General features: G+C 39.0%; 17 protein-coding genes. All 17 read left to right on the forward strand.

Translation table 11 applies throughout. The annotated features are described in order from the left end of the window. Positions 1-106 precede the first annotated feature (106 nt). Positions 107-292: a 30S ribosomal protein S21 gene (gene rpsU / locus CPS94_RS03065; RefSeq protein ID WP_003694124.1), complete on the forward strand. Its 186-nt coding sequence runs from the start codon at positions 107-109 to the stop codon at positions 290-292. A 21-nt stretch (positions 293-313) separates the two neighbouring features. Continuing rightward, entirely contained in the window at positions 314-760 is a 447-nt protein-coding gene (locus tag CPS94_RS03070) for a GatB/YqeY domain-containing protein (RefSeq protein ID WP_004047933.1), read from the forward strand. Positions 761-883: 123 nt separating this feature from the next. After that, the gene (locus CPS94_RS03075) at positions 884-1867 is read left to right on the forward strand and encodes a PhoH family protein (protein WP_112195167.1); all 984 of its coding nucleotides are present in this window, start codon (positions 884-886) and stop codon (positions 1865-1867) included. Positions 1868-1869: 2 nt separating this feature from the next. After that, complete coding sequence (ybeY, locus tag CPS94_RS03080; RefSeq protein ID WP_112195165.1) at positions 1870-2349, forward strand: rRNA maturation RNase YbeY; 480 nt, start codon at positions 1870-1872, stop codon at positions 2347-2349. Then, positions 2333-2743 (forward strand): diacylglycerol kinase family protein, encoded by a 411-nt coding sequence (locus CPS94_RS03085; RefSeq protein ID WP_004047928.1) that lies wholly within the window; start codon positions 2333-2335, stop codon positions 2741-2743. Before ybeY ends, CPS94_RS03085 begins: the two co-directional genes overlap by 17 nt. Positions 2744-2766: 23 nt before the next feature. Continuing rightward, the gene (gene era, locus CPS94_RS03090) at positions 2767-3669 is read left to right on the forward strand and encodes a GTPase Era (RefSeq protein ID WP_010689126.1); all 903 of its coding nucleotides are present in this window, start codon (positions 2767-2769) and stop codon (positions 3667-3669) included. A 55-nt stretch (positions 3670-3724) separates the two neighbouring features. Beyond that, complete coding sequence (gene recO / locus CPS94_RS03095; protein ID WP_112195163.1) at positions 3725-4513, forward strand: DNA repair protein RecO; 789 nt, start codon at positions 3725-3727, stop codon at positions 4511-4513. A gap of 351 nt (positions 4514-4864) precedes the next feature. Continuing rightward, positions 4865-6598 (forward strand): oxalyl-CoA decarboxylase, encoded by a 1734-nt coding sequence (oxc, locus tag CPS94_RS03100; RefSeq protein WP_112195161.1) that lies wholly within the window; start codon positions 4865-4867, stop codon positions 6596-6598. A 16-nt stretch (positions 6599-6614) separates the two neighbouring features. After that, entirely contained in the window at positions 6615-7949 is a 1335-nt protein-coding gene (frc, locus tag CPS94_RS03105; protein WP_004047919.1) for a formyl-CoA transferase, read from the forward strand. Between the two features lie 138 nt (positions 7950-8087). Then, positions 8088-9263, forward strand: a complete 1176-nt coding sequence (locus CPS94_RS03110; protein WP_112195157.1) for an AEC family transporter — start codon at positions 8088-8090, stop codon at positions 9261-9263. Between the two features lie 656 nt (positions 9264-9919). Continuing rightward, the gene (gene glyQ, locus CPS94_RS03115) at positions 9920-10837 is read left to right on the forward strand and encodes a glycine--tRNA ligase subunit alpha (protein ID WP_004047915.1); all 918 of its coding nucleotides are present in this window, start codon (positions 9920-9922) and stop codon (positions 10835-10837) included. After that, positions 10837-12915, forward strand: coding sequence for a glycine--tRNA ligase subunit beta (glyS, locus tag CPS94_RS03120; RefSeq protein WP_112195155.1), 2079 nt, complete (start codon positions 10837-10839; stop codon positions 12913-12915). Before glyQ ends, glyS begins: the two co-directional genes overlap by 1 nt. Before the next feature lie 781 nt (positions 12916-13696). Continuing rightward, the gene (locus CPS94_RS03125; RefSeq protein ID WP_112286365.1) at positions 13697-15700 is read left to right on the forward strand and encodes a site-specific DNA-methyltransferase; all 2004 of its coding nucleotides are present in this window, start codon (positions 13697-13699) and stop codon (positions 15698-15700) included. Between the two features lies 1 nt (position 15701). Then, positions 15702-18680: a type III restriction-modification system endonuclease gene (locus CPS94_RS03130; protein ID WP_112195151.1), complete on the forward strand. Its 2979-nt coding sequence runs from the start codon at positions 15702-15704 to the stop codon at positions 18678-18680. Positions 18681-18941: 261 nt separating this feature from the next. Beyond that, complete coding sequence (dnaG, locus tag CPS94_RS03135) at positions 18942-20807, forward strand: DNA primase (protein WP_162626404.1); 1866 nt, start codon at positions 18942-18944, stop codon at positions 20805-20807. A 14-nt stretch (positions 20808-20821) separates the two neighbouring features. Next, positions 20822-21946 (forward strand): RNA polymerase sigma factor RpoD, encoded by a 1125-nt coding sequence (gene rpoD / locus CPS94_RS03140; protein ID WP_004047907.1) that lies wholly within the window; start codon positions 20822-20824, stop codon positions 21944-21946. Positions 21947-22115: 169 nt separating this feature from the next. Further along, a complete protein-coding gene (locus tag CPS94_RS03145) occupies positions 22116-23321 on the forward strand; it encodes a primase C-terminal domain-containing protein (protein WP_112195149.1) in 1206 nt (401 codons plus the stop codon). Positions 23322-23334 lie beyond the last annotated feature (13 nt).

The following is a 23334-nucleotide window of genomic DNA, read 5'->3' on the forward strand; positions in this document are numbered from 1 at the left end:
AAGTTATGTTGACTCTAACTTTTAATTTAGTTTATAATGGAAAGGAACTGTTGAGGTTTGTACAATTAAGACGGTTACATTTAAGCTCGGAGGGAGGGAAACAACCATGTCAAAGACAGTCGTTCGTAAAAACGAATCTCTTGATGACGCTCTTCGTCGCTTCAAACGTTCCGTTTCAAAAACAGGTACTTTGCAAGAATATCGGAAACGTGAATTCTACGAGAAGCCAAGTGTAAAACGTAAGAAAAAATCCGAAGCAGCAAGAAAGCGCAAAAATAAGCGTCGTTTCTAGTTTCTAGAGGAGGCTAATGTGATGAGTTTATTAGATTCATTACAAAAAGATATGGTAGCTGCAATGAAGGCTAAGGATAAAGGCCGTTTGGCAACGGTTCGAATGCTCAAAGCTGCAGTTACAAATGAACAAATCAACGTTGGACACGACTTGACTCCTGATGAAGAAGTGAGCGTGTTATCTCGTGAGTTGAAGCAACGCAAGGATTCTTTAGAAGAATTCAAAGCTGCTGGGCGTGATGAAGCTGTCCAAAAACTCGAAGAAGAGATCAAAGTTGTTGAAGGTTACTTGCCAAAACAACTCAGTGCAGATGAAGTAAAGGCCGTTGTTGAAGAAACGATCAATCAGGTTGGAGCAACATCAAAAGCTGACTTCGGTAAAGTAATGGGGGCAGTGATGCCTAAGTTAAAGGGTAAAGCTGATGGTAAATTAGTCAACTCTACCGTAATGTCATTGCTTAATAAATAAGCAAAGAGTCGAGATGTTAGATCTCGGCTTTTTTCTTATTTGTTCAAGTTTACTTTGAATTTGATTATCGAATTGATAATCAGTATAATTGGGATTATAAAGTATGATAAGGGAGATGGGCGGTTGAGCGCAGAACAATTAGTCGAAAAAAGTTTCGTTCTCAACGATTCTCAATTGCAAATTTCGCTGTCAGGCATCAATGACAGCCATTTTAAATTGATCGAAGAAGGCCAAGATGTGGTGTTAAAGCCTTTTGGTGGTACGATAAAGATTACTGGTACTGAAGAAAATGTTACTTTAGCCTATCAGATATTGAGTGAGTTGACGGGACTTTTGCGTAAAAAAATCACTATAAGCAGTGCAGATGTTGTGTCAGCGATGAAGATGGCACAGCGTGGAACATTAGAGTATTTTAAAGATCTCTATACTGAAGAATTATTAAAAGACCGCCGGGGACGTTCGATCCGGGTCAAAAGTTATGGGCAACGCCAATATGTGCAAGAGATCAAGCATAAAGATCTTGTGTTTGGGATCGGACCTGCCGGAACAGGTAAGACTTATTTAGCCGTCGTAATGGCTGTTGCTGCTTTAAAGCGCCATGAAGTCGAACGGCTGATCTTGACGCGTCCAGCGGTCGAAGCAGGCGAATCGTTGGGCTTTTTACCGGGAGATCTTAAAGAAAAAGTCGATCCGTATTTACGTCCGATCTATGATGCACTAAATTCGATCTTAGGGGCAGAACACACGGAACGTTTGATCGAACGCGGTGTGATCGAGATCGCACCTTTAGCTTATATGCGCGGTCGCACATTAGATAATGCTTTTGTTATCTTGGATGAAGCGCAAAATACGACGCGAGCGCAGATGAAGATGTTTTTGACTCGCCTTGGTTTTGGCTCTAAAATGATCATCAATGGTGACAGATCACAGATCGATCTACCTAAAGGACACAGTCAAAGTGGTTTGGTCGACGCAGAGAAGATCTTGAAGGGATCACCACATATCGGCTTTGTAAAATTTGATTCTGTCGATGTTGTGCGCCATCCAGTCGTATCTGAGATCATTCGGGCATACGATAACTATAATTCAATGGAAAATGAGGAATAAAAATGGATCTGGAAGTTTATGATAATACTGAGCGAGTTTCAAGTGAGTGGAAGACACTCATTTGCGAGATCTTGGACTTTGCGGGTGATTATCTCAAGTTACCCTCAGATACTGAAATGTCAGTCACTTTGATGGATAATAATGAGATCCATCGTATCAATAAAGAATATCGTGGTGTTGATAAACCAACTGATGTGATCAGTTTTGCGATCGAAGAGGAAGATCCAAATGAGATCCCGATCATTTTACCAGACGAAGCTGAGTTTGAGATCCCTAAAAATATCGGGGATATCATGGTTTCGATCGATAAGGTCAAAGAACAGGCTGAGTATTTAGGACATTCGCAGGAAAGAGAATTGGGCTTTTTAGTTGTTCATGGTTTTTTACATCTCAATGGCTACGACCACATGCAAGCTGAAGACGAAAAGGAAATGTTTGGTTTGCAAAGAGAAATTCTCGAGGCGTATGGACTTAAACGATAAAGAACAAAAACAGCCGGTCAACAGCTGGAAAAATCGCCATTTTTTCCAGTCCTTGCGTTATGCGCTCGTTGGCTTGAAAACGGCTTATAAAGAAGAGCGCAATCTGCGGTTTCATGTGAGTGCGATAACTTTGGTCGTGATTATGGGACTCATTTTTAATGTGACTATCAGTGAGTGGCTCTGGCTATTTTTGAGTATTTTTTTGGTGATCTCCAGTGAAGTTTGGAATTCTGCCATCGAAAATGTCGTTGATCTAGCTACAAACTATAAACGACATCCACTTGCCAAAAAAGCTAAAGATATGGCGGCTGCAGCGGTATTATTAGCAGCGATCTTTTCTTTGATCACAGCAACCTTGGTCTTTGGTCCACATATTTGGCAATTATTTAACTGATATTGATTAGGGAAGTGTATATTTTGGAAGAAAAATTTCATTCAGGTTTTATTGCGATCGTAGGGCGACCTAACGTTGGCAAATCGACCTTTTTAAACAATGTGGTCGGACAAAAGATCGCGATCATGAGCGATAAGGCTCAAACAACACGCAATAAGATCCAAGGGGTATATACCACTGACAACGCGCAGATCGTGTTTATCGATACACCAGGGATCCATAAACCACATAGTCGTTTAGGCGATTTTATGGTCAAATCGGCGCTTTCAACGCTTAATGAAGTTGATGCAGTGATCTTTATGGTCAATGCCGAACAAAAACGAGGTCGAGGCGATGATTTTATCATTGAGCGACTAAAAAATGTCAAAAAACCTATCTATTTGGTGATCAACAAGATCGATAAGATCCACCCAGATCATTTATTAGAAGTGATGGATGATTATCGAGATACGTTAGACTACAAGGATGTCTTTCCGATCTCGGCTTTGAATGGTAATAATTGTGCTGAATTAGTCCACGATCTAGTTGAAGATCTACCGGAAGGTCCGCAATACTATCCAGAAGATCAAGTTACTGATCATCCCGAACGTTTTATCGTCAGCGAATTGATCCGCGAAAAAGTTTTACAATTGACACGCGAAGAAGTTCCACATTCCGTTGCCGTCGTTGTTGATCGGATCAAACGAGAAGATGATGAAAAAGTTTTGATCCAAGCAACTATCGTGGTCGAACGTTCCAGTCAAAAGGGGATCATCATCGGTAAAGGTGGTAAGATGCTAAAAGAGATCGGAACAAGAGCGCGTAAAGAGATCGAATTTATGTTAGGTGATAAAGTCTTTTTAGAGCTTTGGGTCAAAGTTCAGCCTAACTGGAAAGACCGTCAAGTCGATCTAAAAGCGTTTGGTTACCGGCAAGATGATTATTAATTAAGGAAAAGAGGGGAAAATTCTCCTCTTTTTTGAGATTTTTGGGGGTAAAAAGATGGTGCTACAACAAGGTGTAGAGTTTTTAGGGATCGTAGTCTCACGTAAAGACTATAAAGAACGCGATATGCTGGTCAAAATTTTGACTGACAAATATGGCTTTAAAACTTTTTTTGTCCGTGGGGTCCGCAAGCGGGGCTTTAAATTAGGGGCAGCAATCTTACCCTTTACTCATGGGACCTATCTTGGAAGTATCAGTGATGAGGGCTTATCATTTATTACGACGACCCGTGACATCAGTCAATATCAACAGATCACGCAAGATATCGAGTTGAATGCTTATGCTTCGTATATCTTAAGTTTGATAGAGCGTGCTTTAACGACGGAAGATCTTGTGAATTTAGGCTGGTTTTTAAGAGTTAAAAAAGCACTTGAGTTGATCGATGATGGTTTTGATCCTGCGATCATCACCAATATCATCGAGATCCAGTTACTTGCTAGTTTCGGGGTGAGACCGCAACTTGAAAGCTGTGTGATTTGTCAAAATACAGAATGTACATTTGACTATTCTGAAAACTATGGTGGTTTATTGTGTAAACAACATTGGCATTTAGATCCATATCGTTTGCATTTAGATAAACGTACGGTCTATTATTTACGCTTGCTATCAGTCGTAGATTTAAATCGATTAAATTCGATCAGAGTAAAGGAACAGACAAAGATCAATTTAAGAAAAGCTTTGGATACTATCTATGAACATCAGGTCGGGATCTATGTACCAGCCAAACAATTTCTTGATCAAATGTCTTCATGGGATCAAACGCTTAAAACAGATAAAAAAAATTAGTAAACACTTTAGAGTTCGTGCTATGGCAAGCATACGAACTCTATTTTTTAGTGATTTTTTGTCATTTTATATTGATGGCATAAGGTTTTAGGCTATGGGTCTAAGGGAATCGCTTTTAAAACTCCTGTAAAAAATAGCAATCTAAGGTGTTATTGTTTAACAATTTTAGCTAAAAGTACTACAATGGCTTTGTATCAAAGGAAGTGATAAAAAAATAATTACAAGATTTACGGATAACTACTATGACAGATAAACGTTTTAGGATTTATGTTTACCTTATTAGCAGCTACTCGCGTGATCTTTTAGAGATCATAAACTAAACGTAATGAAAGTTTATTAGGAGGCTGTATCATGGGTAAAAATGATTTGATGATCAAAACGGGTGCTGATCTATTGATCCAGGCACTTCAAGAAAATGGTATAAATAAGATGTATGGGGTCGTTGGGATCCCAGTTACTGATTTTGCGCGTCTAGCTCAACTTCGGGGCATGAAGTATTATGGTTTCCGACGTGAAGATGCTGCCGTTGACGCAGCAGCAGCAGCCGGTTACTTGAGGCAAAAGCCGGGAGTAGCATTAACTGTTTCAGCACCAGGCTTTTTAAATGGACTGACTGCTTTAGCTCAAGCGACTAAAAATTGTTTTCCATTGATCATGATGTCTGGTTCGTCGGAACGTCATTATATCGATTTAGATCAAGGCGACTATGAAGGCTTAGATCAATATAATGTCGCTAAGCCATTTTGTAAAAAAGCTTATCGTGTTGATCGTGCCCAGGATATTGGGCTAGCGATCGCACGAGCAGTTCGGACGGCTGTATCTGGGAGACCAGGGGGAGTTTATTTAGATCTTCCTGCTGAAACAATCAGTCAAGAACTAAAAGTCGCTAATGAAAAAGACACTGGAGTCTACAAGCTAGTCGATCCAGCACCTAAGCAAGAACCTAGTCAAGCGGCTGTGTTACGTGCTGTTGAAGTTATCAAACAAGCTAAGCGACCATTATTGTTGTTAGGTAAAGGCGCGGCTTATGCCCAAGTTGAAAAGCAATTACAAATATTAGTCGATAAAACGGATATCCCATTTTTGCCAATGTCGATGGCTAAGGGTCTTATTCCTGACGATGATAAGCATTCAGCCGCCGCAGCTCGGTCACTTTCTTTAGGTAATGCCGATGTTGTGATCGTTGTTGGAGCACGTTTAAATTGGATGTTGAATCATGGCGATGCACCAACGTTTGCACAAGATGTCAAATTTGTTCAATTAGATATCGATCCGACCGAATTTGATTCAAATCAAAAGATCGATGCACCATTACTAGGTGATCTAGGTTCAGTGCTTGATAAGTTAGTGCCAGCGTTGGTCAATACGGGTTATAAAGCTGACAAAGCTTGGATCGATGCAATCGTTGCGGATACAGATAAAAACGATGCCAAGTTTGCTAAGCGGCTAGCCGCTGGGAAGACAGATCCTAAGTTCGGTTATTATGGAGCACTTTTGCCGATCCAAGAATACTTTGAAAAGCATCCAGATACGTATCTGGTCAGTGAAGGAGCTAATACGCTAGATATTGGTCGGAACTTGATCGCGATGAAGTTGCCACGCCATAGATTAGATACTGGTACATGGGGCGTGATGGGCGTTGGTCTTGGTTATGCGATCGCGACTGCCGTTGAAACGGGCAAACCAGTAGTTGCCTTAGAAGGGGATAGTGCCTTTGGTTTTGATGGTATGGAGATGGAGACCATCTGTCGTTATAATTTGCCGATAACCGTTGTTGTTGTCAATAATGGTGGGATCTATAATGGGACTGATCAAGAAGTTCCTAGTCAACCAGGGCCTACTAAGTTAGACTCGACTGCCAAGTATGAATTGTTAGCTCAAGCTTTTGGTGGCGATAGTTACTTTGTAAGTGATTATCAAACGATGGAAGAGACTTTTTCAAAAGCAGTTGACTCTAAGCGCCCTTGTTTGATCAATGTCCAGATTGATCCAAGTATGGGTAAAGAATCTGGTCATATCGGTAATTTAAATCCAGAAGACATTACTGAAGAAGTTAAAGAATTAAAAGAGAACGTAAAGAATTAGGAAAGAAGTAATTATTATGACTGAAGAAAATAGTTATGCACCATTAAAGGGTTTGCGTGTTGTCGATTGGACTCAAGTACAATCTGGACCTTCTTGTACCCAACTTCTTGCTTGGTTAGGGGCAGAAGTTATCAAGATCGAACGAACTAATACAGGTGATCCTACGCGTAACCAATTATTAGATGTTCAAGATTCATGGAGTTTATATTACCTACAACTAAACGCAAATAAGAAATCATTGACCCTTGATATCAAAAGTGATGAAGGTAAAAAAATCATGAATGACCTTTTGAAAAAGGCTGATGTCTACGTTGAAAATGTACGTCCTGGTGCTGCTGATCGAGCTGGTTTTGGTTGGAAAGACGTCCATGCTTTGAATCCAAGATTGATCATGGCTTCATTAAAGGGGTTCAATCAAGGGTCACGGTTTGAAAATGTCAAAGCCTACGAACCTGTAGCTCAGTCTGCGGGCGGTTCTGCTTCAGCTACGGGTTGGAATAAAGGGGCAGCCAATGTACCGACTCAATCTGCGGCGGCTTTAGGTGATTCGAACTCAGGGATGCATTTGACGATCGGTATTTTAGCTGCATTGCTACAACGTGAAAAAACAGGTGAAGGTACCTTTGTTTATCAATCAATGCAAGATGCCGTCATGAACCTTTGCCGGATCAAGTTACGTGATCAGATCATGCTAGATAATTTGGGTGCGTTACCACATTATGCAGTCTACCCTAACTATAAGTGGGGCAAAGCAGTACCACGGGCTGAAAATACTGAAGGTGGCGAAGTTATCGGTTGGACTTATAAGGCTAAAGGTTGGGAGAATGATCCTAATGCCTACGTCTATATCGTTATCCAAGATTCAAACAAGAGTTGGGCTGCGATCGCTAATACGATGGGACATCCAGAATGGATCACCGATGAACGCTTTGTTGATTGGCAACATCGTCAACTTCATAAAGAAGAACTCTATCCTTTGTTGGAAGCATATACTAAACAATATGATAAATATGAATTGACTCGAAGATTGGGTGAAGCTGGGATCCCAGTCGGACCAGTTTTAGATTGGCATGAGTTAGAAAATGATCCAGATCTAAATGAAGATGGTACGATCGTTACGATCGACCAAGGTGGTAGCCGTGGTAAGTTTAAGACGATCGGGTTACCATTCTCACTTTCAAATTATAAGCCTGCGTATAAGCGTGCTCCTGATTTAGGTGAAAATAATGATGAGATCTTAGCGGATTTGGGATATGATGCGACCCAAATCGCTGATCTAGTAGAAAAAGGTGTCATCTCTAAAGCACGTGGGCCTAAGAACCCACGGCGCGAAGTTATCAAGGGCCAATGATTTTCAATAGATCAGTCGAAAGATCAAAGATGTGAGCTGATATCTTAGCCTGTCACTTTTATTAAGAAAGGAAGAAAGGCTATACTTCTTTCCCAAATGTAGTCTTAATACATTTGTTCACATTTATATAGTGAAAATATGATAAGTATATTAGTAAATGATATCATCCCGATATTAGTTATCATGATCTTAGGGTATCTATGTGGGAAGTTTTCATTTTTTAATGATGACCAGCGCCAAGGTTTAAATAAGCTAGTCTTAAACATCGCTTTGCCGGCTGCTTTGTTTGTCTCGATCGTGAACGCGACTCGACATATTTTTGCGCAAGACATCGTGTTGACCTTGATCTCGATCTTTGGGGTCACAGGGTTGTTTTTGTTAAGTTATGTTTTAGATAAAGTTATGTTCCACCGAACAACGCAAGAAGCTGCGGTATGTGCTTTGATCGCAGGCTCACCGACGATCGGCTTTTTGGGTTTTGCGGTGCTAGATCCGATTTATGGAAATAACGTAACGACTAACTTAGTGATCGGGATCGTCTCGATCGTAGTTAATGCCGTCACGATCCCGATCGGCTTAGCTTTGATCGATCAAGGGCAAGCCGAGGCTCGAGCTAAAGCTTCAACTAAAAATGGTATCAAAGTAAAGATAAATCTGCCACAAAAGATGACAGACAAAACACCGGTCAAGCAAAAGGAAGTCATGATCGCTGATGGTGTACCGGTCTCAGATATTGAGGCCAAGGCTTTGCGTGAACAAGGAATAACTCGTGAGATCGATCTAGTACGAGCTGAGATCGAAAATCATGAAGGTAAAGCAAAGAAAGAGACTGATAACTCAACTAAGGCTGCAGTTATCAATGCGATCAAGCAACCAGTTGCAGCTGCTCCATTGCTGGCAGTGATCTTGGTTTTGATCGGTATCAAGATCCCGACAGCCTGGGATCCATGTTTCCAATTGATCGCTAAAGCTAACTCAGGTGTAGCTGTTTTAGCAGCTGGCTTAGCTTTATCGACCGTCAAGTTTTCGATCACTAAAGAGTCATTGTGGAATACATTTTATCGTTTGCTCTTGACTCCAGCGATCATTGTATTGGTGGCTTACTTGTGTGGGATGGGTTCAGATCCTGAAAAAATCGCGATGTTATGTATGGCGACGGCCTTGCCCCCTGCATTTTCTGGAATTATAATCTCCAGTCGTTACAATATTTACGTTAAAGAAGGAGCTAATTCTGTTGCTATCTCAACAGTAGCATTTGCTGCTTCATGTATCTTCTGGATCTGGTTGCTCCCGATCTTGGCGAGTGTCTTTTAAAATTTGAACCTATATTGGAGGTTGGTCTCCAATATAGGTTTTTTAGGCTATATTAGAGGTGTCATATGTGTTTTGGGATAGGTAAGTGTGTGGTGAAATGAAGAAATTTGTTAAGAAATATCAGTATATTATCATGGCTTTTGTTACGGTTCGTCCGCCTTTTTAGAGTGACGAGGACCTTTTCAAAATTCTACAAACCAAAAATAAATTTAAATAAGTCCTACAAAGGCGATCGTTAAGTTTTTTCAGACGCTTCTTGGATTGTTTTCAAGTTGGAATTTACGTACCAGCCAAAAAATTTCTCGCTCAAATGGCGTCATGGGATCAATTTTTTAAGGATAATACGTGATTTTACAACTAAATAAGCCTTGACAAAAAAACGCGGTTAAACTATCCTAAAAATATCAATAATGAGACGTTGATAAAAGAGAATCGGTCTAAGGATAGAGTTAGCGAGTCTGGGATGGTGAAAGCAGATATCTATTGAGACATGATTGGCACTTTTGGAGTCTTAACGAATTAAGCTGCTAGTTATACTAGAAGTAGGGTGGAACCGCGATTTTTTAAAATCGTCCCTATGTGGCCAAAGGCGCTACATAGGGACTTTTTTGTGCGTTATTTGGCTGATTCGAAAATAAATCTTTGGAGGAAAAAAGATGGCAGATAAATTGTCAATGCAAGATATTATTTTGACATTACAACAGTTTTGGGCAAAACAAGGCTGTATGTTAATGCAATCCTATGATACAGAAAAAGGGGCCGGCACGATGAGTCCTTATACTTTCTTACGTGCGATCGGACCAGAACCTTGGAACGTTGCCTATGTTGAACCTTCACGTCGCCCAGCTGACGGTCGCTATGGTGAAAATCCTAACCGTTTGTATCAACACCATCAATTCCAAGTGATCATGAAACCTTCACCAGATAACATCCAAGAACTTTACTTGGATAGTTTACGTGCCTTAGGGATCGATCCTTTAGAACATGATATTCGGTTCGTTGAAGACAACTGGGAAAACCCATCAATGGGTTGTGCCGGTGTGGGTTGGGAAGTTTGGCTCGATGGGATGGAGATCACCCAATTTACTTATTTCCAACAAGTCGGGGGCTTAGAAGTTCGTCCGGTCGCCGTTGAAGTGACTTATGGGCTCGAACGTTTATCCTCTTACATTCAAGATGTTAATTCAGTCTTTGAACTTGAATGGGCTGATGGAGTCAAATACGGTGATATCTTCAAAGAACCTGAATTTGAACATTCCAAGTATTCATTTGAGGAAAGCAACCAAGAGATGTTGTTTGAATTGTTTGATACTTATGAAAAAGAAGCTAAAAAGCAGATCGAAAATGGTTTAGTTCACCCAGCCTATGACTATATCCTAAAATGTAGTCATACCTTTAACTTATTAGATGCTCGGGGTGCAGTTTCAGTGACTGAACGTGCCGGTTATCTATCGCGGATCAGAAATATGGCTCGGATGGTCGCACGTGCTTTTGTGGCTGAACGTAAGAAATTGGGTTATCCATTGATCAAAGATGAAGCTTTACGCGCTAAATTGTTAGAGGAGGACAAATAATGGCACATACATTTTTGTTAGAGATCGGATTAGAAGAGATCCCAGCTCATGTCGTTACACCAAGTAGCCAACAATTGGTCAAAAAGATGACGGCATTTTTAGAAGAAAATCGCTTAGACTTTGATGAGATCAAGGCTTACTCAACTCCAAGGCGGTTAGCGCTCAAGGTTTTAGGCTTAGCTGATAAACAAGCTGACATTGAAGAAGAAGCTAAAGGTCCAGCTAAAAAGATCGCTTTGGATGCTGATGGAAATTGGTCTAAAGCTGCCCAAGGCTTTTCACGAGGACAAGGTTGCACCCCAGATGATATCTTCTTTAAGGAATTAAAAGGGGTCGAATATGCTTATGTTAAAAAATTCATCCCCGGTAAGAGTGCTAAAGAAGTTTTAAGTGATGTCAAAGAAGTCGTGATGGATCTTAAGTTCCCAACGATGATGCGCTGGAGCACTAATGATTTTGAATATGTACGTCCGATCAAGTGGTTAGTTTCCTTGTTGGATAAAGATGTCGTAGATTTTGAGATCTTAAACGTTAAGGCAGGGCGCCAAACATTAGGTCATCGTTTCTTAGGTAAAGCGATCGAACTTGCTGATGCCAATGATTATCCAGCTGCTTTAGAACCACAAATGGTGATCGCTGATGCCAAGAAACGTAAAGAAATGATCGTTTCTCAGCTAAATGAGCTTGCGCAACAAAATAACTGGCAAGTAGTGATCGATCCTGAGTTGTTAGAAGAAGTTAACAATTTGGTCGAATATCCAACTGTCTTTGCAGGAAAATTTGATCAAAAATATCTGACGATCCCAGATGCTGTTTTGATCACTTCCATGAAAGATCATCAACGGTTCTTCTACGTAACTGATAAAGCTGGTAACTTGTTACCAAACTTTATCTCAGTGCGTAACGGTAACCAAGCTCATTTGGAAAATGTGATCGCAGGTAACGAGAAAGTGTTGACGGCACGTTTAGAAGATGCTGCTTTCTTCTATGAAGAAGATCAAAAACAAACGATCGCAGATTATGTTGCACGTTTGAAGAAAGTAATGTTTCACGATAAGATCGGCACGATCTATGAAAAGATGGAACGTGTTCACTTGATCGCACATTACCTAGGCGAAAAATTGGGCTTAAGTGAGCAAGAGTTAGCTGATCTTGATCGTGCAAGTCAGATCTATAAATTTGACTTAGTAACTGGAATGGTCGGTGAATTTTCAGAATTGCAAGGTGTCATGGGTGAGATCTATGCTAGATTGCAAGGTGAAAATGAAGCAGTTTGTGTTGCGATGCGTGAAGAATACCTTCCAACCAGTGCTGAAGGTGAATTACCACAAACTAATGTTGGCGCAGTCTTATCGATCGCTGATAAAGTTGATAGCATCCAAGCTTTCTTTAGTGCAGGAATGTTACCAAGTGGTTCCAATGATCCTTATGCCTTGCGTCGTCAAGCTTTAGGGATCGTCCGGATCGCTTTAGCTAAAGGCTGGGCTCTTTCAACTCCATTGTTGCAAGCGGCAGTTGAATCTGCTTATGCTAAGCGCCCAGATCTATACGAAAAGATCGCTCCTGCTGAAAATAAAGCTATGATCCAAGACTTTATCGCAGATCGTTTACAACAGATCTTGAATGGACCGAACTTACGTCATGATGTGCTTGAAGCAGTTATGGCTAATAAAGCTAATGCGTTTACGTTAGCCCAAAAAGCAGCTGATCTTTTGGCAAAACATTTGGCAGACGAAGATTTCAAAGCAAATATCGAAGCTTTGACTAGAGCAAGTCGTTTAGCTAAAAAATTAGATGATCAAAGTGATCTTACGGTTGATACAACTTTATTTGAAAATGAAGCTGAACAAGGTCTTTACGAAGCCGTTGAAGCAGTTAGAAAAGATTTCAAAGCAGCTGATCTTGAAACCAAATTTATTGCTTTGAAGAATTTACGTGAACCGATCAATGCTTATTTTGAAAAGACGATGGTCATGGCTGATGATGAAAAGGTCAAGTTGAATCGTTTGCGCCAATTAGCGCAGATCGCACGTTTGACAGCTGTTTTTGGGGCTTTAGATGCCTTGAATACTAAATAATGAACAAAATTATAAAAACCATAGACTGTTCGCTGAATTTGTTTTATTTTACGTTTTATACCTCTGGAAGGTAGTGAGTATAATGATGATATTTTTTACTCTAAAGCTGTGATAACAGGAGAAAAATATCAAAGAGGTTAGATTAGTAATACTTTGTCATCTTTAGAGGTGTTATGGCGAGAAACTGAGTACTATTGATGCACTGCATGAAGGTATTGTTTGAATATTTTTAGTTTAGAGTTCTTTGGGGCATCAATGACTCCTAGTAATCGTTGATAATCCAAATATGCCTTACGAAAGTTATGATCAGCTAACTCCAGACCTTGATTGACCAATCGTTCAGAAAGAAGTGATCCGCTTGCGTTATGGTCTTCCATATAAATTGATGAACACGGTTCAGATTATCGTATCGCTTTAAGAAAAGTTTCTAATTGTTTAAATAACTTATAGTCTTTAGAGTTAGAGGAAAAGAGGTTCATCAGGGCGGTACGTATTGAATTTACAGCAATGTTGAGCATTTGACCGATGTGGAACATAACAATTAAGGTAAGATTTAACTATCGAATAGCTTGAATTTGTAGTATAATTTGAAGAGCTCATGATGGATATCATACTTTCTAGTTGAATTTTCGTGTAAGATACACAATAGAAAGATGCCATTATGGCTCTTTTTTGTGTATCCAGATACTAAATGATGCCCGTGTGTTTTTTGCCAAATGTCTCTAGGTGTTGATATAGAAGACTCAGCACACAAAAGTGAAAAGGAAAAAGGTGTGAGTATATGCAAACAGATAATGAGAAATATAATGAAGCTGTAAAACCAAATACAGCTTTCTTAAGCGAATTAAAAAATAAGTTACCCGAATTTTTTAACAAGGATGGAGAGTTCAACTTAGATAAGTTCAAATCGGAACTCCAAGAACATAATATCAATGAACTAAAAGATGGATACCAATTAGATTTTATTGGTAAGGACTATGCGCGTCGTCAAGCTGGAGAAAGACCGTGGACTGTGATCGTTCCAGATGAAGAACAAAATAATAGTGAGGGTAAGAACAGTAAGAATCTCTTCTTTACCGGGGATAATTTGGAAGTTCTTCGTCATCTTCAGACAAATTACGCTAACAAAATTGATATGATATACATTGACCCACCATACAATACTGGGAGTGATGGTTTTGTTTACCCAGATAAATTTGAGTACTCAGATGAGAAAATCAAAGAAATGTTTGGGATGGATGACAGCCAAATTAAACACTTAAAGAGTATTCAGGGAAAATCTAGTCACTCGGCTTGGTTAACATTCATGTATCCACGACTTTTTTTAAGCAGGAATTTATTATCAGATAGTGGTGTTATTTTTATCTCTATTGATGATAATGAAGTTACAAATTTAAGAAACATATGTAACGAATTATACGGTGAAGATAACTTTGTTGCACAAATAGCAGTACAAATTAATCCAAGAGGAAGAAATCTTGATATTTTCGTAGCTAAAACAATTGAATACGTGCTTGTTTATGTTATGAACTATAACAATGAAAATTCAATAAATGGTATTGAAAAAAAAGGAAAAATGATTGATGAATATAATAAGAAAGATGAATTGGGTAAATATAGAGAAATTGGATTGAGAAATCGAAATCAATCATTTAATCCTGTAACAAGGCCTAACCTATATTATCCTCTTTATGTGAATCCGAAAACTTTAAAAGTTTCAGTTGTAAAGGATAATGGTTATATTGATGAGGTTTGGCCGGATGCTCCGGATGGAACGAAAACTTGTTGGACATGGATGAAAAAGAAGGTTGTTAATGAGAATAACCTTTTGATTGCAGGGAAGTCAGGTAACAGTTGGAGAATTTACAGAAAAGATTATTTAGTTAAAGATGGAAAAAAGGCAACCACCCTTGCAAAATCATTATGGGTAGATAAAGAAATAAATAATGATTATGGAAAAAAAGCGATTAAAGATTTATTTGGTAGTAATATTATGACATTTCCAAAGTCTCCAGGCTTATTGAAAAAAATACTTAAAATGGGTTCTAAAAAAGAGTCAATTATTTTGGATTTTTTTGCTGGCTCGTCAACTACAGCAGATGCAGTAATGCAACTTAATGCCGAAGACGGAGGCCATCGTAAATTCATTATGGTTCAATTGCCAGAGAAGACATATACATTAAATAGTGATGGTAATGCAGTTCCAACTAAAGGTGGAAAGGTCGCTTATGAAGCTGGTTTTAAAACCATTGATGAAATTTCAAGGGAACGGATTCGTCGGGCGGCGACTAAAATCAAGGAAGAGAATGGATTAATGATACCAGAAGACTTTGATGGTAGTTTTAAGCATTACCGAGTTGTTAATCCAGTTAAACAAACTCTTGAAGAAATTGAAGAATTTGATCCTGATAATGTTAATTTGTTTAATGATATGGTTAGTTACTTCTCTAGTGAAGCACTGGGAGTTGCTGGTAATGCTACTGGTGAACAAACTATCTTAACCACCTGGTTTGCTAAGGATGGCTATAATTTTGAGACTGATGTTAAAGAAGTTAGTTTTGCTGGATATAAAGCAAAATTAGTTGAAGACAGTCGACTCTATCTCATTAATGAAGGATGGACAGGTGAAAGTACTGAAGAATTACTTAATAAGATTGGTAATCATGAATTAACAGTTCAAACTATTATCTTATTTGGTTATTCATTTGATATTACCGGCATTCGTGAACTTGAAATTGGTCTGAAACAGCTAGATAGTACTATTGGTCTTTTGAAGAGGTATTAATATGAAAATTCAACTTGAACGTTTACCACACCAGATTGAAGCTATTGACGCTATTAATGAAAAATTTGCGGGCGTTGATGTTAACTCAACTTCTCCTGATGCGGGATATATTTATGCTAATCCAATTTTGAAATATGCTGGCAACGAGAAATCCTTTATTGATATTAAAATGGAAACTGGGACAGGTAAGACATTTGTTTACACTCAAATGATGTATGAAATGCACAAGCAGGGTATTTTCAAGTTTGTCATTGTTGTTCCTACTCCAAGTATCAAGGAAGGTACCAAGAGTTTTATTACTTCTGATTATGCTCGGCAGTACTTTTCTGGTGTATCGGGATACGAAAATGTATCCATTCAGTTAAATACAATTAATGCTGGGGACTTCAAGAATAAAAAGGGTAGAAAAAACTTTCCCGCTCAATTGTCTGAATTTGTTGAAGCTACTCGTCAAAATGTTAACCAGATTCAGGTGTTATTAATTAATTCTGGAATGCTCAGTAAAAATTCAGGGATGCATAAGAGTGATTATGATCAAACCTTGCTTGGTGGGGAAACTGATCCTATGAAAGCTATTGCTGCAACTCGTCCAATCATTATTATTGATGAACCACACCGTTTTCCACGCGATAAGATAACTTACAAGTCCATCATGGAAATGAACCCACAATTAGTTGTTCGTTTTGGTGCTACATTTCCGCAAAGTACAACAGGCCGTGGTAAAAATAAGAAAACTGTTACAGATTATTATCGTGGTAAGGCACAGTATACGCTTAACGCCATTGACAGTTTCAATCAGGGATTGGTTAAGGCCATTGATATCAATTACCCAAATATTACCGAACAAGAAGCGAATAAGCGCTATAAGGTTAAAGGGGTAAATGCCAAGCAATTGATACTTTCTCGCAACGGAAAAGAATATGTAATCAATAGGGGTGAAAAACTCGTAGATATTGATGAAGGATTTGCTAGTGATATTACTTATGCTGGTGGGAAAGAATTATCAAATAATCTTGAATTACAGACCGGCATGGAGCTCATCCCTGGAACCTTCTCACAAAACTACCAGGATGAAATTATTTCTCAAGCAATCGATCGTCACTTCGAAGCTGAGGAGCGTAACTTTATGCGCACTGAAAGTGATGGCAAAGCGCCACGAGTGAAGACATTATCTTTGTTTTTTATTGATAGTATTGCTAGTTTTCGTGGTCCTGACCATACCAAAGGCTGGTTGGCTCAGCATTTTGAAGATATGCTTAGACAGAAAATTAATAGCTTGATTGCTAAGTATAAGTTAACTGTTGAAGACCGTGAAAAAGAATATCTAGACTTCTTAAGAGCAACCTTGCGTGATTTGAAAAAGGATAAGCAAGAAGTATATGCCGGTTATTTCAGTGAAGACCGAGGGAGCGGAGATGAAGCCATCCAGGCCGAAGTTAACGATATCTTGAAAAATAAGGAACGTCTGCTAAGTTTTAAGGACAAGGATGGCAACTGGATTACTCGACGTTTTCTCTTTTCAAAATGGACATTGCGTGAAGGCTGGGACAACCCTAATGTTTTTGTGATTGCTAAGCTCCGTACATCAGGTTCTGAAATTAGTAAGATTCAAGAAGTAGGTCGGGGGTTACGTTTGCCGGTCGATGAGACAGGGCATCGACTACAACAAGATGAATTTGAAAGTCGTTTATCCTTTTTGATAGGTTATGATGAAAAAGACTTTGCCACTAAGCTGGTTGACCAAATAAACGAAGACAGTCCTATTGAAATGAATCATGAAGAACTGACTGACGAGATGATTGATTTAATTGTTAAAGCACGTCAGAAGACAGATGAACTTTTCAACGAAGATAAGTTGCTTGCAGATTTAGATGAACATAAAATTATTACACGCTCTAATAAATTTAAGTCTGATGTTCAATTAGATGGTAAGACTCTTATGGGGTATGATGCTTTAGTACAGCTTTACCCTGAGCTTGAAAATAAAACTAGGGTTGCATCAGGAAAAATTAGAGATCCTAAAAAATATCCCTCTACGAAAGTTAAGTTACGCAAGTCCAATTGGAATCAACTTAAAGAACTTTGGCAGGAATTATCTCGTCGACGGATGATTAGGTTTGATGATGATGTCGATAATATGGCAAAAATTATTGCTAAGAATGTGTTTGAAGATTTGTGTAAAGACATTTTTGTTTTACAGACACCACAAATGATTTCACAGGAAGTGGTGGTTAATAAACAACATGCTACGATTCAAGAAACTAACTACGATTATAAGACTACTTATTTGACTATGAAATATGGGCAGTTTTTGAAGCAATTAGCAACTCGGACTAATCTTCCCGTACAGTTTTTACATGAACAGATGATTTTAGCTATTAAGCGATTAGGTGGGAATAAAGCATATATTAACGAGCTTACTCTCAATAACTTGGTGAACAGATTCAATACGGATTTCAACGAAAAAGTTAAGTGCTCATATGAATATGTTCCGTTAGATTTTACTTCATCTACGTCAATTTACGACAATAAAAAACAGGATTTTGTTGATGAGATTTCAGCGAATGAATTAGGCATTTATACTGATAATAACTCAACAAGCGATGACAAGTACTTGTATGATCGACCACCATTGCGCTATGACAGTGTTAACCCAGAATTAAAAATATTAAAGAAAACATACGATAACAATATAACGGTTTTTGGTAAGCTACCTAAGCGAGCTATTAAGATTCCACGTTATGATAACGGGACGACAACACCAGACTTTATTTTTAAGATTGAGCGAGATTTCAAGCCAACTTATTTAATGATTGAGACCAAGGCTGAAAATATGCGTTTAGGGGATGAAAAAATAAAGATTATCCAGGAAAAGTACTTCAATCACTTGCAAGAAAGCGGCGTGTACTACAAAATGGCAACCAGTGAACAAGAAGTACATCAATGGATTAATAAAATTGAAAGTGGAGAGATAGGGTAAGTACATCATTAATTAAGTTAGCAGATGAAATTTAGTCAACCAAAGCTAAGTTTAAACTTGAGGGGGTTAGTTCTAAAACTCTTGATGTTTAAATAATAATGCTTGTCAAAAACATGTCAATTTGATATAGTAATTGTTTACGTTTACTCTTGCAATAAAGATATATCTATTATAAAATTAGTATCGGTATAATTTTTATTATGAAAGGTCGTGCTTTTGTGTGCGACCTTTCGTAACTATATTTAAAAATGGGGTGAGGCCGTGGTAAGTCAACGTAGGATACCGACTGATGTGATCGATCAGATCAGATCGGATGTCAATATTTTGGATATCGTAGGCCAATATGTCCAGTTACACCGTTCTGGGAGCAATTGGTTCGGATTGTGTCCCTTCCATACAGAAAAAACGGGTTCATTTTCTGTAAACGAACCCAAGCAGTTCTTTCACTGTTTTTCATGTGGTCGCGGGGGAAATGTTTTCAAATTCTTGATGGAGATCGAGGACCTGACATTTCCGGAAGCCGTTTATCGTACGGCTGAGTTAGCTGGGATCGAGCTTGATGCTAAGTATTTACCGCAAAATGCTGCTGGTGCAGAAGACACGCAGTCCGAGACTGGTAAATTAAAGCGGCTTTATGCGCAAGCTGGGCAGTTATATCATCACATTTTAGTAAATACTAAGTTAGGTCAGCCAGCTTTGGATCATTTGCATGAACGTGGTCTAAGTGATGAACTGATTGCAGAGTTTCAGTTGGGGTATGCCCCGCAAGCTGAGATCTTACAAGCCTTTTTTCATGAAAAAAAGCTTGATGATTATCAGACTTTGCGAAAATCGGGTTTGTTTAGCGAACGTGAAGGTGAAGATCTAGCTGAACGTTTCAATGATCGGATCATGTTTCCGATCAGAGATCAAACTGGATCGATCATTGCTTTTTCAGGACGACTCTTGACCCCTGATAAGAAATTGCCTAAATATCTCAACTCACCCGAGGGGATCTTATTTAATAAACGTAAAGTTCTCTTTAATTTTGATAAGGCTAAAAAGACGATCAGACATGAAAGTAAAGTCTATTTATTTGAAGGTTTTATGGATGTCTTAGCGGCATGGCGGGCCGGGATCAAAAATGGTGTAGCCTCGATGGGGACGAGTTTAACGAGTGAACAGATCTATCTTTTAGAGCAAACGGCAAGTAAACTCTATATCTGTTATGATGGCGATCTTCCGGGGCGCAAAGCTACTAAGCGCGCTTTGGAATTGATCGCACCGTTGAGCAAGTTTGATCTTGGAGCGATCTTATTACCTGAAAAGCTTGATCCAGATGAATATGTTCGTAAATACGGTCCAGAAAATTTTAAAGATTTTGTGACGTCACATGAACGCACTGAGTTAGAATTTTATCTAGAATATTTTCGGGTAGGCCGTAATCTTGAGACTGAAAGTGATCAATTAGCGTATATCACAGATGTTTTAGAAAAAGTTGCGCAGGTCAAAGATCCGCTGGCACGCGATCTGACGCTCAATCGTTTAGCCAAAGAGTTCGAGCTAGATAAGAATAACTTAACTAGTCAACTTCAGGCTTTGATGCAACAGGTCCAGTCAGAACAATTAAAACAAGATCAGGCAAATTCACTCAAACGCTCGGATAAAGTCGTTTATAGTACCCAACAGCGTCAAGAAAAAAAACGCTATAGCCCAGCTGAACAAGCCGAAAGATTATTATTGTACCGTTTATTACATGAACATGATGTCTTTTTGCGCATCAAAGGTCTAGCTGATTTTTCATTTATCCACGAAGAGTATGAAACGATCTTTTTATTGGCTGATGGATACTTTGATCGTTATTCCGAGTATGAAAGTGCGAGTTTTTTAGACTTTTTAAAAGATGAACATTTAAGACAGATCATCATTTCACTTGAATTAGGTGATTATGGTGAAGTAAATGAACAAGAGATCAGTGATTGCCTAGCCTTTATCATGCAACATTCTCCGTTAGAAGAGCAGATCAAGGTGGTAAAGACCAAATTAGAGCAAGCAAAACGTCTGGGAGATGCTAAAGCGATCATGGAACAGACGACTAAACTGATCGAATTATTGAAAAAAAAGCAGACAGAGAAGTCAATCATTTAAGGGAGGCCTCTATTTTGGCAGAAGAGAAAAAAAATACGAATTTCGATGCGGTGGCATATAAGAAAGCATTGCGTGAGTTATTACGTGAGTATAAACCAAAAAAAGAAATCAGATACGATGAATTGACTGATAAAATGGTAACGCCATTTCACTTAGATGCCGAACAAATGGACAATTTGATCGTGCGGGTCGAAGATGCTGGGATCTCAGTTGTGGATGAAAATGGTGATCCAAGTGAACTTAGCTTGAAGAAAGCTAGTCATGAAGAAAAAGAATTAGCAAAAAGTGACTTATCAGCTCCATCTGGTGTTAAGATCAATGATCCAGTTCGGATGTACCTTAAAGAAATTGGCCGTGTCAATCTCTTGACTGCTGACGAAGAAGTGGCTTTAGCTTTGCGGATCGAAGAAGGCGATGAAGAAGCTAAGCAACGTTTGGCCGAAGCAAACTTGCGCTTAGTCGTTTCGATCGCTAAGCGCTATGTTGGGCGCGGAATGTCATTTCTTGACTTGATCCAAGAGGGTAACATGGGCTTGATGAAAGCCGTTGAAAAATTTGACTATCGTAAAGGATTCAAATTCTCAACTTATGCAACTTGGTGGATCAGACAAGCGATCACGCGTGCGATCGCTGACCAAGCACGGACGATCCGGATCCCTGTGCACATGGTGGAAACGATCAATAAATTGATCCGTATCCAACGCCAAATGCTCCAAGATCTCGGGCGTGAACCGATCCCTGAAGAGATCGGGGCAGAAATGAACATGCCAACTGAAAAAGTACGTGAGATCTTAAAGATCGCGCAAGAACCTGTTTCTTTAGAAACGCCGATCGGTGAAGAAGATGATTCGCATTTAGGTGATTTTATCGAAGATCAAGATGCAACAAGTCCAGCTGAACATGCTGCTTATGAGTTATTAAAAGAACAGATCGAAAGTGTCTTAGATACTTTGACTGATCGTGAAGAAAATGTTTTGCGTCTACGTTTTGGTCTAGATGATGGTCGGACGCGGACTTTAGAAGAAGTTGGTAAAGTTTTTGGCGTTACACGGGAACGTATTCGTCAGATCGAAGCCAAAGCTTTACGTAAATTGCGTCATCCTTCACGATCCAAACAATTAAAAGACTTCTTAGAATAAGCTTTGTCACAGGTCCGCCACTTTTTTGGTGGCTAAGCGTTTAGTTTTCCTCGGTAGGTAAAAAACTCTTAATTAGCTACTGAAAATTAATATAAAATATTTGACCTATACTAGAGATCAACTCTGGTGTAGGTCTATTTTTTATATTCTTTTTAGGTGGTGAGGCCAGATGGTAAACATGAACGTGGTATACAAAACGATCCTTGGTAGTGGATTACGGGAGTTCAAATACTTAAACAGTCATCTTAAGCCCGTAGGACATAAAGAGAAAATGAAGGGGTCCATTTTTGGTTTCAGAGAAAAAGAGGCACTAAAAGTAGGTCGTGGTGTGATCTTAACATCAATCGAGGCTATGAATGATAATACTGATAATTTTACTCATTGGACACCAAATGTTTACCGTTATGGAAAAAAGAGAGAATTTGGTGGCATTGTAGAGGGATACAGCGAGAAGAACCTGCGTCAAATCAACACATTTGTGATCGATATTGATAGTAAAAGTGTGAACTGGTCTGAAGTTTTATTACTAGGCTTAGATATGGGATTTATGCCTACTATGGTTCTTGAAACTCCCAAAGGTTATCAAATATATCATGTATTAAGTCGCCCGGCATTTGTTACGAGTAAGACTAATTACAAAGTGGTAGATGTGGCCAAAAAGATTTCTAGAAACCTAAAAAAAGCTTACGCATCAAAATTTAACGTTGATATGGGGTGTAATGATTTTGGAATTGCACGAGTTCCACGGAAAGACAACGTCTTATTCTTTGATCAAGATTATCGCTATTCATTTGATGAGTGGCTAAATTGGTCCTTAAAGCGATCTGACTCATTGCTAGAAGAAAATAAAGAGCATGAGATGCGATTGATCAGGAAACATGGTCGATTACGTCAAATCGACGAACCGTGGTTTGATATGTTACTACATCGTGGCCGGATTCGTGGCCAAAAGGGCGTTTTAGGGCGCAATAACGCTATTTTGACATTGGCACTTGCATTTTTTTCTTCAGGTAAAGAAAAAGAAAATTGTGAGTTCAATCTTTATCAGTTTAATGGTAGATTGAGTCAGCCTTTGAGAGAAGTTGAGGTGCAGCGAATAATAGACAGTGCGTACTCTGGTAAATACAAAGCAGCACAACGCGCGTATATAACACAGCTGATGCAAACGTGGGTAGATCCTTCGCTAACAGAGGCCGAGTTATTTACTTCTAAAAGTAGTTGGTATAAATTCGCACGACCAAGAGAAGAACGTAGGAACAGTCACTTCAAAGAAAGAGAGGATGATTTACTAGCTTATCTACGAAAAAAATGCACCGTTGATAAGCCTTATTTGACTTGCACATCAAAAGAAATGGCCGAACAACATTGGTATTGATTGCATTGTTTGT

The sequence above is a fragment of the Ligilactobacillus murinus genome, from assembly GCF_003288115.1.
Lineage (GTDB): Bacteria > Bacillota > Bacilli > Lactobacillales > Lactobacillaceae > Ligilactobacillus > Ligilactobacillus murinus.